Annotated in this window: 16 protein-coding genes; all 16 read left to right on the top strand. The window is 35.4% G+C overall.

The annotated features are described in order from the left end of the window. The 16 genes from ffh to topA all read left to right on the top strand — a co-directional run bounded on the left by ffh (nt 1) and on the right by topA (nt 14,651). Nucleotides 1-1,347, top strand: a complete 1,347-nt coding sequence (gene ffh / locus OEV98_RS00975; RefSeq protein ID WP_263071263.1) for a signal recognition particle protein — start codon at nt 1-3, stop codon at nt 1,345-1,347. A gap of 281 nt (nt 1,348-1,628) precedes the next feature. Then, nucleotides 1,629-1,901 carry a 30S ribosomal protein S16 gene (gene rpsP / locus OEV98_RS00970; protein WP_263071262.1) on the top strand — a complete coding sequence of 91 codons (273 nt, stop codon included), beginning with the start codon at nt 1,629-1,631 and terminating at the stop codon, nt 1,899-1,901. Nucleotides 1,902-1,909: 8 nt separating this feature from the next. Next, nucleotides 1,910-2,143, top strand: a complete 234-nt coding sequence (locus tag OEV98_RS00965; protein WP_263071261.1) for a KH domain-containing protein — start codon at nt 1,910-1,912, stop codon at nt 2,141-2,143. Nucleotides 2,144-2,308: 165 nt separating this feature from the next. Continuing rightward, nucleotides 2,309-2,695, top strand: coding sequence for a YlqD family protein (locus tag OEV98_RS00960; RefSeq protein WP_263071260.1), 387 nt, complete (start codon nt 2,309-2,311; stop codon nt 2,693-2,695). Nucleotides 2,696-2,706: 11 nt separating this feature from the next. Continuing rightward, nucleotides 2,707-3,222: a ribosome maturation factor RimM gene (gene rimM, locus OEV98_RS00955; RefSeq protein WP_263071259.1), complete on the top strand. Its 516-nt coding sequence runs from the start codon at nt 2,707-2,709 to the stop codon at nt 3,220-3,222. A gap of 3 nt (nt 3,223-3,225) precedes the next feature. After that, on the top strand, nt 3,226-3,957 hold the full coding sequence (gene trmD / locus OEV98_RS00950) for a tRNA (guanosine(37)-N1)-methyltransferase TrmD (RefSeq protein WP_263071258.1): 732 nt from the start codon (nt 3,226-3,228) through the stop codon (nt 3,955-3,957). A gap of 168 nt (nt 3,958-4,125) precedes the next feature. Then, a complete protein-coding gene (gene rplS / locus OEV98_RS00945) occupies nt 4,126-4,467 on the top strand; it encodes a 50S ribosomal protein L19 (protein WP_263071257.1) in 342 nt (113 codons plus the stop codon). 352 nt (nt 4,468-4,819) lie between these two features. Further along, entirely contained in the window at nt 4,820-5,350 is a 531-nt protein-coding gene (gene lepB / locus OEV98_RS00940) for a signal peptidase I (RefSeq protein WP_263071256.1), read from the top strand. 150 nt (nt 5,351-5,500) lie between these two features. Then, nucleotides 5,501-6,361: a ribosome biogenesis GTPase YlqF gene (gene ylqF, locus OEV98_RS00935; protein ID WP_263071255.1), complete on the top strand. Its 861-nt coding sequence runs from the start codon at nt 5,501-5,503 to the stop codon at nt 6,359-6,361. 19 nt (nt 6,362-6,380) lie between these two features. Continuing rightward, nucleotides 6,381-7,160 carry a ribonuclease HII gene (locus tag OEV98_RS00930; protein ID WP_263071254.1) on the top strand — a complete coding sequence of 260 codons (780 nt, stop codon included), beginning with the start codon at nt 6,381-6,383 and terminating at the stop codon, nt 7,158-7,160. Nucleotides 7,161-7,443: 283 nt separating this feature from the next. After that, nucleotides 7,444-8,709, top strand: coding sequence for a hypothetical protein (locus OEV98_RS00925; RefSeq protein ID WP_263071253.1), 1,266 nt, complete (start codon nt 7,444-7,446; stop codon nt 8,707-8,709). Next, nucleotides 8,706-8,981, top strand: a complete 276-nt coding sequence (locus OEV98_RS00920; protein ID WP_263071252.1) for an EscU/YscU/HrcU family type III secretion system export apparatus switch protein — start codon at nt 8,706-8,708, stop codon at nt 8,979-8,981. Before OEV98_RS00925 ends, OEV98_RS00920 begins: the two co-directional genes overlap by 4 nt. 173 nt (nt 8,982-9,154) lie before the next feature. Continuing rightward, nucleotides 9,155-10,315 carry an ADP-forming succinate--CoA ligase subunit beta gene (sucC, locus tag OEV98_RS00915; protein ID WP_263071251.1) on the top strand — a complete coding sequence of 387 codons (1,161 nt, stop codon included), beginning with the start codon at nt 9,155-9,157 and terminating at the stop codon, nt 10,313-10,315. A 78-nt stretch (nt 10,316-10,393) separates the two neighbouring features. Beyond that, nucleotides 10,394-11,296 (top strand): succinate--CoA ligase subunit alpha, encoded by a 903-nt coding sequence (sucD, locus tag OEV98_RS00910; RefSeq protein WP_263071250.1) that lies wholly within the window; start codon nt 10,394-10,396, stop codon nt 11,294-11,296. Between the two features lie 100 nt (nt 11,297-11,396). Beyond that, nucleotides 11,397-12,284 carry a DNA-processing protein DprA gene (dprA, locus tag OEV98_RS00905; protein WP_263071249.1) on the top strand — a complete coding sequence of 296 codons (888 nt, stop codon included), beginning with the start codon at nt 11,397-11,399 and terminating at the stop codon, nt 12,282-12,284. A 291-nt stretch (nt 12,285-12,575) separates the two neighbouring features. Next, nucleotides 12,576-14,651 (top strand): type I DNA topoisomerase, encoded by a 2,076-nt coding sequence (gene topA, locus OEV98_RS00900; protein WP_263071248.1) that lies wholly within the window; start codon nt 12,576-12,578, stop codon nt 14,649-14,651. Nucleotides 14,652-14,877: the final 226 nt, after the last annotated feature.

Genomic DNA, 14,877 nt, shown 5'->3' with positions numbered 1-14,877 from the left:
ATGGCATTTGAGGGTTTAGCCGACCGACTGCAGAGCACAATGCAAAAGATTCGGGGCAAAGGGAAAGTAACTGAATCAGATGTAAAAGAAATGATGCGAGAGGTCCGACTCGCATTACTCTATGCAGACGTTAACTTAAAGGTTGTTAAAAGTTTCATTAAAAAAGTAAGTGAACGGGCTGTCGGACAAGAAGTCATGAAAAGCCTTACTCCCGGACAACAAGTAATTAAAGTAGTTAAAGAAGAGTTAACTGAATTAATGGGTGGCGAGCAAAGTAAAATTGCCGTTGCTTCGAAACCGCCAACCGTTATTATGATGGTTGGACTTCAAGGTGCAGGGAAAACGACGACGACAGGGAAGCTTGCCAACCTGTTAAGGAAAAAGTATAATCGGAAACCACTACTTGTTGCTGCCGATATTTACCGTCCTGCGGCAATTAATCAGTTACAAACATTAGGGAAACAAATCGATATGCCTGTCTTTTCCCTAGGGGATAAAGTCAGTCCAGTGGAAATCGCGACTAAAGCGATTGAACAAGCAAAAGCGGATCACCATGATTATGTTTTAATTGATACTGCAGGTCGTCTGCACATTGATGAAAACTTAATGGATGAACTAAAGAGCGTTAAAGAGAATGTAAAACCTGATGAAATCTTCTTAGTTGTCGATGCAATGACAGGTCAAGATGCAGTAAATGTAGCCGATAGCTTTAATGAACAGCTTGGAATAACAGGTGTTGTTCTTACGAAGTTAGATGGTGATACAAGAGGAGGAGCAGCTCTCTCCATTCGTGCGGTTACCAATCAACCAATTAAATTTATTGGTTTAGGAGAAAAGATGGATGCGCTAGAAACTTTCCATCCCGAAAGAATGGCGTCGAGAATTCTCGGAATGGGCGACGTTCTAACCTTAATCGAAAAGGCTCAAGCAAATGTAGATGAAGAAAAAGCACGCGAGCTTGAGAAGAAGATGCGAACAAGTTCGATTACATTGGATGACTTTCTTGAACAATTGTCCCAGGTGAAAAATATGGGGCCACTTGATGAATTGTTAAAAATGATGCCCGGCGCTAATAAAATGAAGGGCTTAAATAATTTGCAAATCGATGATAAACAAATTGCACATGTTGAAGCAATCATTAAGTCCATGACTAAAAAAGAAAAAGAAGATCCTGATATCATTAACGCTAGCAGAAGACGCCGTATCGCAAAAGGAAGCGGTCGCCCTGTTCAAGAAGTAAACCGGCTATTAAAGCAGTTTGAAGAAATGAAAAAAATGATGAAACAAATGACAAACATGCAGAAAAAAGGCAAGAAAAAAGGTGGCTTTAAATTACCGTTTATGTAAAGTAAATATTATAGGTGAGATTTTTTAATTATTTTTAGGATGTTTCTAAAATTTATTTTTGGTAGGTATTAAATTTTCTTTAATGATGCAAAGTGGAGTGTATACACTCTGTGGACAAATATTAAATTGACTTAGAAAAAGAGCTCCCTTTATAAACATTATTAAAGAAAAACGAAATAAAACAAAGAAATTTTTACCTGTTAAGAAAAAATACTTTACAAACTAATTATTTCTTGCTATCATACTATCTTGTGTGAAACTATTCGGAGGTGCAATAAATTATGGCAGTTAAAATTCGTTTAAAACGTATGGGAGCTAAAAAGTCTCCTTTCTATCGTATCGTAGTAGCAGATTCTCGTTCACCACGTGATGGACGTCAAATCGAAACAATTGGAACATACAATCCATTAACACAACCAGCAAGTGTAAAAATTGATGAAGAGCTTGCTTTAAAATGGTTGAAAAATGGAGCAAAACCTTCTGACACAGTTCGGAACTTGTTCTCTACTCAAGGTATTTTAGAAAAATTCCATAACGAGAAATACAGCAAATAAGGGAATTTATGATACAGCTTATTGAGGCGATTGTGAAACCCCTTGTAGATCATCCAGACGACGTTAACATCAAAGTTGTCGAAGATGATGCCCGTATCACTTATAAGCTAACATTGAACAAAAGTGATATTGGTAAAATCATTGGAAAACAAGGCCGAGTGGCAAAATCGATTCGAACGATTGTTTACGCACATGCGCAATCAACAGAGAATCGGAAGGTTTATTTAGATATTACAGAATAAGGAGGGGGAATCCCTCCTTTTTTCTTACATATATTATGATTTTTCCCCTACTTATTTTCCTCATGAAATGACAATGGCGTCTTTTTATTTTACAAAAGCAAGTTAGCAAACCTATATTTCCAGGAGCTTTATTTCATCGCGTATGGATAAAAAGGAGTTGGGCTAATGAGACTAATAACCAATATTACAGTAAAACAAATATTAACCGAAAATAGTAAAGAAGAGTTATCAAACTCGTTTACGAAAAGAAAATTACAGCTTCAAAAAGAAATGGACCAGCTACGGTTCGAGGTAAAACGGTTAGAGAAAACGAAGAAATACCAAATAACACATTTACAACAATACTTTGAAAAAGAGTTAGATGATCGAGCAGAAAAAATAAAATTACTTGATTTCCAGTTAGAGCAACTAGAGTTATTACCTATTGGAGCTGAACTGAAAGAAAGAGAAGTACAAGGAATGATAGATGTAAAAGTAGGGGATAACTGGAATGAATTAATGTTAGGAAAAACAATCGTTGTAAAAGATGGAATTATTGAAGATATACATTAGAGGTGAAAAAATTGAAGAGATATTTTAACGTAGGAAAAATTGTTAATACCCATGGAATAAAAGGAGAAGTTCGGGTAATCTCTTCGACTGATTTTCCAGATGAACGATACAAAAAAGGATCCGAGCTTACCTTGTTTTTTTTGAATGGAAAGCAACCTATTACGCTTAAGGTGAATAATTGGAGAAAACATAAAAATTTCGATCTGTTAACATTTGATGGATATGAATCGTTAAATGATGTAGAAGCTTTTAAAGGTGGGCTTTTGAAAGTATCGGAAGATCAGTTAGAAGAGCTGGATTCGGACGAATTTTATTTTCATGAAATAATTGGCTGCACCGTTAAAAATATGGACGGAGAGACGATAGGGGTTATTAAAGAGATTTTAACTCCAGGTGCCAATGATGTATGGGTAGTTAAAGGGACAGATAGAAAAGAATATTATATTCCTTATATAGATGAAATTGTAAAAGAAATTAATGTGAAAGATAAAATAGTATGGATTGAGCCAATGGAAGGACTGTTTTAATTAATGCAAATCGATATTTTGACACTATTCCCAAATATGTTTCATGGAATTTTTAATGAATCGATACTAAAGAAAGCGCAGGAACATGGTTCGGTTCAGTATAATGTAATAAATTTCCGTGAGTATTCTGGGAATAAACATCAAATGGTGGATGACTATCCGTATGGTGGCGGTGCTGGGATGGTATTAAAGCCAGAACCGATATTTAATGCCGTAGAGGATTTACAACAAAAATCCGGGGTAAAGCCGAAAGTCGTTTTATTATGTCCACAAGGGGAGTGCTACACACAGCAAAAGGCGGAACAATTAGCGAAAGAGGAGCATTTACTTTTCATTTGTGGTCATTATGAAGGATATGATGAACGAATACGAGAGCATTTGGTGACAGAAGAGATATCGATTGGAGATTTTGTTTTAACAGGTGGAGAATTGGCTGCAATGGTTGTAATTGATAGTGTTGTCCGCTTGTTACCTGGTGTTCTTGGCAATGAGGATTCCCATATAAAAGATTCGTTTTCCACAGGCTTACTTGAGCATCCACATTATACACGTCCCGCCGATTTTCGAGGTTGGAAAGTTCCGGAAGTATTATTATCCGGCAATCATAAAAAGATAGAAGAATGGCGGAAAAAAGAGTCATTAAAGCGGACGTTTGAACGGAGACCGGATTTACTAGAAACGTATCCATTCACAGAAGCTGAAAAGCAATGGCTAAATGAAATAAAAAAACAATAAAAAGATTAATATACTCTTGAAAAGGTACTAACAAATATGGTACTATATTTCTTGTGGCTTTGGTACATCCATTGCCGTTATAACGATGTTCCGCTGCAAAATCAGCATGGTAAATTGCCAAGCTGTTGAAATGTTTGCAAGAGCACCTGTTGGAAGGAGTTGAATCGAATGCATATAATCGATGAAATTACTAAAGAACAACTACGTACAGATCTTCCTGCATTCCGTCCTGGTGATACAGTTCGCGTGCACGTGAAAGTTGTTGAAGGTAACCGTGAGCGTATCCAATTATTTGAAGGCGTAGTTATTAAACGTCGCGGTGGCGGAATCAGTGAAACTTTCACTGTTCGTAAAATTTCTTACGGTGTTGGTGTAGAAAGAACATTCCCTGTTCATTCTCCAAAAATCGCTAAGTTAGAAGTTGTCCGTCGTGGTAAAGTACGTCGTGCAAAACTTTATTATTTACGTAATTTACGTGGTAAAGCAGCACGTATTAAAGAAATTCGATAATTTACTTAAAAAAAGAGCTTGTATTTCAAGCTCTTTTTTTCACTTTCCAAGCAGAATTTGAGTAGATTATTCCGTTCTGTATATAGTAAATATAGTATTGTTTGATTACAATGATAAACATACATAAATTATTTTAGAATATTAATCGATTCTATTGCTGGATTATTTGATTTTCATAATGATAATTTTGTAAAATAAATTAAATGGACTTGTTATCAATACAGTGTTCAAACAAAAAAATGATTAAATTTATGATGTAACTACAGAGAGAAATCTATTTTCTATAATGGAATAATTTGGGTAATGAATCATGAAGGAAAATATCGATTCGAAGCAAGATGGAGGGCTATTGATGGCAGAAAAAAAGAGTGAACTATGGGAGTGGGCGAAAATATTAGTAATTGCAGCTGTTTTAGCAGCTATTATTCGCTATTTCTTTTTTACACCAATTATTGTCGATGGTGAATCGATGATGCCGACATTAGAAAACAGGGATCGGATGATTGTTAACAAAATATCCTATGTAATCGGTGATCCAAAGCGTTTTGATATTATCGTTTTTCATGCTCCTGAAGAAAAAGATTATATTAAACGTGTCATCGGTTTACCAGGTGAACATATTGAATATAAAAACGATATTTTATATGTTAATGGAAAGGCATATGATGAGCCGTATCTAGATGAATATAAAAAGGGATTAGTAGGAGGTACTTTAACAGAGCCCTTCTCTGTTGATGTTCCAGACGGATATTTATTTGTAATGGGTGATAATCGTAGATACAGTAAAGATAGCCGTCATATCGGTCCCGTTCCAATGAATGATGTTTTAGGAAAGACAAGTCTTATTTATTGGCCATTAAATGAAATGCAATTCATAAAATAAACTTCCGATAAAGAGGAAGTTTTATTGTTGTAAAGGCTGATTTCATAATGATAGTTGAAACTTCTAATAAATTGATTCTCTTGGTTACTGACAAAAAGCAAAAATCGATACGAAGTAGCCTTGTAATATGATGTTAAAGCAGGTGAGAAAATGACAATTCAGTGGTTTCCAGGTCATATGGCGAAAGCTAGAAGACAAGTAACTGAAAAACTAAAATTTGTAGATATAATATTTGAATTAGTTGATGCAAGAATTCCATCTTCTTCAAGAAATCCGATGATTGATGAAATCATTCAACATAAACCAAGGATCGTACTATTGAATAAGGAGGATATGGCAGATCCAATAAGAACAAAGGAATGGATTCGCTATTTTCAAAGTATCAATATTCATACCATCCCGATTAATTCAAAATCAGGTGATGGCCTTGCCAAAATTTCCAAGCTGGCAAAGGAAATTTTGGCAGAAAAATTTGATAAAATGCGTGCAAAAGGTGTAAAACCACGAGCCATTCGAGCGATGGTTGTTGGAATCCCGAACTCAGGAAAATCAACACTAATAAATCGTTTAGCGAAGAAAAATATCGCAAAAACAGGTAATACTCCCGGAGTGACAAAGGCACAGCAATGGATTAAAGTTGGTAAAGAAATTGAATTACTAGATACACCTGGAATTCTTTGGCCGAAATTTGAAGATCAAGAGGTTGGGTATAAATTAGCACTAACTGGAGCAATTAAAGATACTATATTAAATTTACAAGATATTGCTGTATTTGCTTTACGTTTTCTTGAAAAGGAATATCCAGAGAGGCTGAAAGAGCAATATGGATTTGAGCAAATTCCCGAAGAAATCGTTGAAATCTTTGATGTGATTGGTGCGAAAAGAGGTTGTTTAATGGGAGGTGGAATAATAGATTACGATAAAACCGCCGAAGCTATTATTCGTGATATTCGTGGCGAAAAGTTAGGGAAGCTCACTTTTGAAAGACCACAAGTAGCTGAAAGTGAGTAAGTAAGGAGTAATTCGTTAGATGAACTATACAATTAAAGAAGTGGAAAATAGACTAGAACAGATTACAAATATGGACGACCCTTTTTTACTTGCTTGCATGGACGATGAACGCAAAGGGGTACAAAGCTTAATCTCTAGATGGAAAAAAAGGCAAGCGCAACAAAATTTGGAGCATATTCGTTTAGAAAAAATGAAACAGTATGAGAAAGAAGCGAGGCAGCAAGGCTTTCAGCTTATTGCTGGTATTGATGAAGTTGGAAGAGGTCCGCTAGCAGGTCCTGTTGTAGCTGCCGCGGTGATACTACCAGAGGATATTGATCTACCTGGAGTCAATGATTCAAAAAAACTTTCCGCCAGTAAGCGAGAATTATTGTACGAGCAAATTTTAGAAAAAGCAATCGCAGTTGGTATTGGTGTAGTCGATTCGAATGATATTGATCATTTGAATATTTACCAAGCAACAAAAAAAGCAATGCATCATGCAGTCAATGATCTATCGGTTTTTCCTGAATATCTGTTATTAGATGCGATGAAAATTGATGCACCACTTCCGCAGCTGAGTTTAATAAAAGGGGATGCATTGTCTATTTCGATTGCAAGTGCCTCTATTGTCGCAAAAGTATATCGGGATCGAATAATGGCCGAATACGGTATTCAATATCCGGCCTATCATTTGGAAAAAAATATGGGCTACGGCACAAAGGAACACTTACAAGCATTGGAGCAATATGGTCCAACGCCGATTCATCGGAAGAGCTTTTCTCCAATTAAAGAGATGGTCGAAATGAAAATAAAATAACGCTGTATTCTAAAGAATTTTTGTTATTTCATGAGATAGGTTTATTTAATGAAGCGACGAGCAAACTGAATGCATTTAGAGTCCAATAAAAGCGGAAGTTGCTAGTCCTAATGAGTGGAAGCTGAACACGTTGGAAAACGAAGTGTGTTCAGTCTGTCCTCTTGTTACAAAAAGTAACAAACTAAACAAAAACAGTGTAGAATAAATAAGAAGTTTAATACTATCACGCATCCCCTGAATTATTTTTTGGGGATTATTTTTTATCATGGGAGAATGAAATAAAATGAATATTTACTCCGTCCACCAATCGAAACAATCCGTTACCCAATTTGATAAACCACTAGACTACAAAACTGGACAAATTATCCGAGGCAAGCTCCAAAGCATTGATATGTTTGGAAATGCCGTTGTTCAATTAGGAAAGTATAAACGAATTGCAAAGATTGAAGCATCTTTAGACGTTGCGAAACAGTATTGGTTTCAAGTACAAAAACAAGACGGCAAACTACTATTAAAGGTACTAGAAAATGTCCATTCGGAGGAAACCTTATTAAAATACTTTGGATTAGCGACTTCGAAGACGAATAAAGAACTGATTAGGCAACTACAACAGTGGAATCTGCCATTGGATAAAGAAGTGGTTACGAAAGTAGAAAAATGGGTAAATAATAACAATACTGTGCAAACGGAGAAATTATTTCAAGCAATACGCTATATCATTCAAAATGAATTACCGCTAACTAATGATGTGTTTAAAGGCATATTTTCCGTATGGAACGGGGAAAAATTTACACAGTTATTAGAACGCTTGTCTCAGCAAGTAAATAGCGAGCAAATGAAAAATTACGAGCAATTAAAATTAGTATTACAGTCTTTCTTTGGAAACACAGAATCCGTTTCATTGGATGGCTATCAGTGGGCAGACTGGAGTAACGGGAAAGAAGTATATAAGAACTTTATACAAATCCTGCAAATGTTAGGATTAAACGAAAAAAGAATAGGTGACAAAGGAAATACTGACATTCAATCATTGAAGCAATTATTACAGGAGCTATTAAATGGACAATCGGAATTATCCGAAGGAGTAAAACAAGCAGCTGAACAAGTATATTATCGGATTTTAGGAAATCAACTGTTAATGAATGATCAACCACCATATTTTCAATGGACAGTCCAATTACCGTTACCAATGGAAAATGCTCCAATGGATATTACCCTTCAATGGTTTGGTAAAAAAAATACGAACGGAAAGCTTGATGCGGATTTTTGTCAAATAACATTTGATTTACAAATGCCAACACTTGGAAAAACATGGGTTATGATGAATGTACAAAATAAAATTATTAGTTTACATATACAAAGTGATTTCCATTCGTTAGAACATATCGGGAAACCAATGATTAATGTATTGAAAGAAAAGCTAGAGGAAAACCATTATCATTTAAGTACGGTGAAATTTGATAGATTAACAAAATCTACGAAACAGCAAAATAAAAGGGAAGACCTTGTCTCATTTTACCAAAGAGGAAGTATGGACGTGAAAATATGAATAAAGAAAATCGAAAAGCGGCAATAGCTTTAGCGTACAATGAAGCGATAAATCATGCTCCAGTCGTGAAAGCAACAGGAAAAGGAACGATAGCTGAAAATATTCTCCAACGTGCCAAAGAAAATAATATACCGATTTATGAAGATGCTGCTTTAGCAGAATTATTAAGTAAAATGAATGTGAAAGAGACAATACCGGAGGAGTTATTTCTTGCGGTAGCAGAGGTATTTGCATTTATTTATAAAATAGATAGACAAAGTAAGAATGAATAGAGCCAGTATATTCCGTGATTTTGTATAAGTTTACTTAATTTGAAATTAAATGTAATGGCTTTCAATAGAAATACATTTGTGAAATTTTTGCATTTTAGTAGACAAATATATCTACTATTTTATACAATGAATACGCAATCAAATTTTTTAACAGTACGTTAGGAGGATGGAAGATGAATATCCATGAGTACCAAGGGAAAGAACTCCTAAGAAAATATGGTGTTTCTGTTCCAAACGGAAAAGTTGCTTTTACTGTAGATGAAGCAGTAGAAGCTGCACAACAATTAGGTACCGATGTCGTAGTGGTTAAAGCACAAATTCATGCAGGTGGACGCGGAAAAGCTGGTGGGGTAAAAGTAGCAAAAAGCTTAGATGACGTACGTACATATGCAAATGAATTGTTAGGGAAAACATTAGTAACACATCAAACAGGTCCAGAAGGTAAGGAAGTAAAGCGTTTACTTATCGAAGCTGGATGCGATATAAAAAAAGAATACTATGTAGGTTTAGTAGTAGATCGTGCTACTTCTCATGTTGTTTTAATGGCATCTGAAGAAGGAGGTACAGAAATAGAAGAAGTTGCAGCAAAAACACCGGAAAAGATATTTAAAGAATATATTGATCCAGTGGTTGGATTAACACCATTTCAAGCAAGAAGAATTGCTTTTAATATTAATATTCCGAGTGAATTAGTAAACCAAGCTGTGAAATTTATGACAGGTTTATATACTGTGTTTATTGAAAAAGATTGTTCCATTGCAGAAATTAACCCATTAGTCGTTACCGGTGACGGTAAAGTAATGGCGTTAGATGCAAAATTAAACTTTGACAGTAATGCATTGTATCGCCATAAAGATATTGTAGAATACCGAGACTTAGAGGAAGAGGATGCTAAAGAAATTGAAGCATCTAAATATGACTTAAGCTATGTAGCATTAGATGGAAATATTGGATGTATGGTGAATGGTGCAGGACTTGCGATGTCTACAATGGATATTATCAAATTTTACGGTGGCGAACCGGCAAACTTTTTAGATGTTGGCGGCGGTGCTACTGCAGAGAAGGTAACAGAAGCATTTAAAATTATTTTATCCGATCCAAATGTAAAAGGGATATTTGTCAACATATTTGGCGGTATTATGAAATGTGATGTTATTGCAACTGGTGTTGTGGAAGCAGCAAAGCAAGTCGGATTAACGGTTCCGTTAGTGGTTCGTTTGGAAGGAACGAATGTTGAGTTAGGGAAGAAGATATTAAGAGAATCAGGCATTGATATTGTTGCAGCTGAATCAATGGCTGATGGTGCACAAAAAATTGTGGAATTAGTAAATTAATAGGTTTCATCCTTTCGTATTAGATTCTATTCTACTTATTAAGCATATTTTATTGAAGCGAGAAAGTGGGGGACAGAAGTGAGTGTATTTGTTAATAAAGATACAAAGGTAATCGTGCAAGGAATCACTGGAAAAACAGCGCTTTTTCATACAAAGCAAATGATTGAATACGGCACGAAAATTGTCGGTGGTACTTCTCCTGGTAAAGGTGGTACTGAAGTGGAAGGAGTGCCTGTATTTAATACTGTTTCAGAAGCAGTGAAGGCAACTGGTGCAACTGCTTCTGTTATCTATGTACCAGCTCCATTTGCAGCAGATGCAATATTAGAAGCAGTGGATGCAGAATTAGATCTTGCTATTTGTATAACAGAACATATCCCTGTATTGGATATGGTGAAAGTAAAACGTTATATGGAAGGCAAAAAAACTCGTTTAGTAGGTCCGAATTGTCCGGGAGTTATTACAGCAGATGAATGTAAAATTGGTATAATGCCAGGCTATATTCATAAAAAAGGTCATGTAGGGGTAGTTAGTCGTTCTGGTACGTTAACATATGAAGCGGTTCATCAATTAACACAAGCGGGTATTGGCCAATCCACTGCGGTTGGTATTGGTGGAGACCCTGTAAATGGAACGAATTTCATTGATGTATTAACAGCATTTAATGAAGATCCAGACACTTATGCTGTTATCATGATTGGAGAAATTGGTGGTACTGCAGAAGAGGAAGCTGCTGTTTGGGTGAAGGAAAATATGACCAAACCAGTCGTAGGCTTTATTGGCGGAAGAACAGCACCTCCAGGAAAACGAATGGGTCATGCTGGTGCCATTATTTCTGGTGGTAAAGGAACTGCAGATGAAAAAATTCGCGTCATGAATGAATGTGGCATTAAAGTAGCAAACACACCTTCTGTTATTGGTGACACCTTAGTAGAAGTATTAAAAGAAAAAGGTCTTTATGACGTGTGTAAAAACCTATAAAATAGTGGGTTAAGCACCTTTGTTGATAATAGCCCCGATCCAATGAGGGGCTATTTTTTCAAAAGGAAATTTTAAATGTGATACAAAAGGAGGTATGCTTTTGAACAATGAATCGGTCCGGGAGAGATTAATTCATCTCCTACATTGTCAAGGAATTGGTTGGAAAACTTTATATAAAATGATGAAGAAGGATCCTACATTGCTTTCTGTTTATTCTTATTCACTACAGGAGCTACAGCACTATTTTCAAATTCCCTCGAACAAGATTCATTCTTTTTTTCAAGATCTTCACTATTTAAATCCCGCGACAATATTAGCAGCATATAAGAAGCAAAATATCGAGATTGTTACTATTATTGATGATACCTATCCATTATTATTAAAAAATACTTTTCAGCCTCCATGGGTTTTATATTGTAAAGGTAATCGTTCACTATTAGCAGAAAAGGAAAAATTAGCTGTCGTCGGCACAAGGAACCCTACACCATATGGAATAAAAGTTACAAGAGAAATAGTTGCAGAGTTAGCAAAAAAACAAATTGTCATTGTTAGTGGACTTGCGAAGGGGATTGATTTTGAGGCACATGTTCAAGCGATGCAATCGCAAGGAAAAACAATTGCGGTTTTAGGGGGAGGTTTTTTTCATATTTATCCGAAAGAACATGAGCCACTAGCTCGGAAGTTGGAACAAAACCATTTAATTATTTCGGAATATCCACCACATATTTACCCACAAAGACATCATTTTCCGGAAAGAAATCGAATTATTAGTGGGTTAAGTTTCGGAACATTGGTTATTGAAGCAAAGCATCGGAGTGGTTCTTTAATTACTGCTGATTTTGCTTTAAATGAAGGAAGAGAGGTATTTGCAATACCAGGTCCAATAACAAGTAGTACATCGAATGGGACAAATGAGCTAATAAAGGCAGGAGCAAAATTAGTTACCTGTGGAGAAGATATAATAACAGAAATTCCCAGTTACTTATAAAAAGGAAGGATATGTTTTAATTAGGAAAAGTCAGATAATAATTAAAATATGAAAACAAAGCAGGATTTTTATTTGAATTTAGAGAATTACTCTAAATAAAGTGCATAAATAAGGATTGCTTATTGACAAATAGTTATAAAACCTTTAATAATTAGTGGGAGATTTACTTTAAAAGGAAATTATTGTCTATTATTTTCAAAAATTGGTAAAAACGAATATTACAAATGAAAATAAATATACATAAGCAATTATTTGTACATTATAAATAGAGACCTCTAAGGAGGATAATACATGTCAGATTATTTAGTGATTGTTGAATCACCTGCAAAAGCAAAAACAATTGAAAGATATTTAGGAAAAAAATATAAAGTAAAAGCATCGATGGGACATGTTCGGGATTTACCGAAAAGTCAAACTGGAGTAGATGTTGACAATAATTTTGAACCGAAATATATAACGATTCGCGGGAAAGGTCCTGTAATTAAGGATTTGAAAACTGCTGCCAAAAAAGCAAAAAAAGTTTATTTAGCGGCTGACCCTGATCGCGAAGGGGAAGCAATTGCATGGCATTTGGCCCATATATTAGATGTCGATATTAGCTCCGATTGTCGAGTCGTATTTAATGAAATCACAAAGGACGCGATTAAAGAATCATTTAAGCATCCAAGACCAATTAATATGGATTTGGTAGATGCCCAACAAGCAAGACGAATTTTAGATCGACTTGTAGGGTATAAAATTAGTCCAATATTATGGAAAAAGATTAAAAAAGGCTTGAGTGCTGGTCGCGTACAATCGGTAGCAGTAAAACTAATCATTGATAGAGAAAATGAGATAAAGAATTTTGAACCGGAAGAATACTGGAGTATTACAGGCAAATTTCAAATTAATAAAGAACAATTTTCCGCCCAATTTTATGGTAAGAATAAAGAGAAAATCGAGTTAAAATCGGAGCAGGATGTACAAAACGTTCTTAACCAATTAAAGAAAAAGCCTTTTACCGTTCAATCTGTTCAAAAAAGGGAACGGAAAAGAAATCCTGCGCCTGCGTTCATTACTTCCTCACTCCAACAAGAAGCAGCTAGAAAATTGAATTTCCGTGCCCGGAAAACAATGATGCTAGCGCAACAGCTTTATGAAGGTGTAGAACTTGGGAAAGAGGGAACCGTTGGTTTAATTACTTACATGCGTACGGATTCTATACGTATTTCTGATTTAGCCCAAAGTGAAGCAAAATCGTTTATCGAGCAAGAATTTGGTCAAGAGTTTACGAATAAAGCGGATAGAAAAGAGAAAAAACAAGCAAATATTCAAGATGCCCATGAGGCCATTCGTCCGACAAGTGTATTACGGACACCGAATTCGGTAAAAGATTTTCTTTCACGTGATCAATTTCGTCTTTATAAATTGATTTGGGAACGATTTATTGCGAGTCAAATGGCATCTGCTGTTATGGATACAATGACTGTAGACTTAGTCAATAACGATATTTTATTTAGAGCAAATGGATCAAAAATAAAATTTCCTGGCTTTATGAAAGTGTATGTAGAGAGCACGGATGATGAAAAGGAAGAAAAAAATAACCTTTTACCTGATTTACATGAAGGGGACGAAGTAACGAGCACCGATATTGATCCGAAACAGCATTTTACCCAGCCGCCACCACGTTATACAGAGGCAAGACTAGTGAGGGTTCTAGAAGAGTTAGGCATTGGGAGACCGTCAACATACGCCCCAACCTTAGACACTATTCAGAAAAGGGGATATGTGGCATTAGATAATAAACGCTTTGTTCCAACAGAATTAGGAGAAATCGTCATTGAATTGATATCCGAGTTTTTCCCTGAAATAACAAATGTTGAATTTACTGCGATAATGGAAAAAGGGCTGGATGAAGTCGAAGATGGCAAAGTTAACTGGGTAAAAATTATCGATGATTTTTATAAAGATTTCCGTGTCCGTTTAGAAATTGCAGAAAAGGAAATGGAAGAAGTTGAAATCGAGGATGAATATGCAGGAGTGGATTGTGAAAACTGTGGTCATCCAATGGTAATTAAAATGGGGCGTTATGGAAAATTCATGGCTTGTAGTAATTTTCCTGATTGCCGAAACACGAAACCGATTGTTAAAGAAATCGGAGTAACTTGTCCGCATTGTAAGGAAGGGCAAGTAGTAGAGAGAAGGAGTAAAAAACGGAGAATTTTTTATGGGTGTAGTCGCTATCCAGAATGTGAGTTCTTATCTTGGGATAAACCGGTAGCAAGGCCATGTCCGAAATGTGATGGATTATTAGTTGAGAAAAAATTGAAAAAAGGAATACAAATTCAATGCACCAATTGTGATTATAAAGAACAACAACAAGAGTGAGTTAGCTGCTCACTCTTCTTCTTGTCCCTCGTTTTATGTTTAACGAAGTAAATAAAAATTTATTGTAAAAATGATTAATAATTATCAAAAAAACTTTTCGAAATCTTTATTTTATTGTAGAATGTTTAATGGCTTATTTTTCGTAACAAATGAATATAATAGGAATGGCTAATAAATTTTAGGATTCCTAATCAATTCAGAACTTTGTGAAAAAAAATAAAATTCT

It is taken from the genome of Perspicuibacillus lycopersici, from assembly GCF_025660475.1.
GTDB classification, from domain to species: domain Bacteria; phylum Bacillota; class Bacilli; order Bacillales; family Caldibacillaceae; genus Perspicuibacillus; species Perspicuibacillus lycopersici.
Note: the sequence above shows the minus strand (reverse complement) of the source record. Positions and strands in the feature narration are given on the sequence as shown.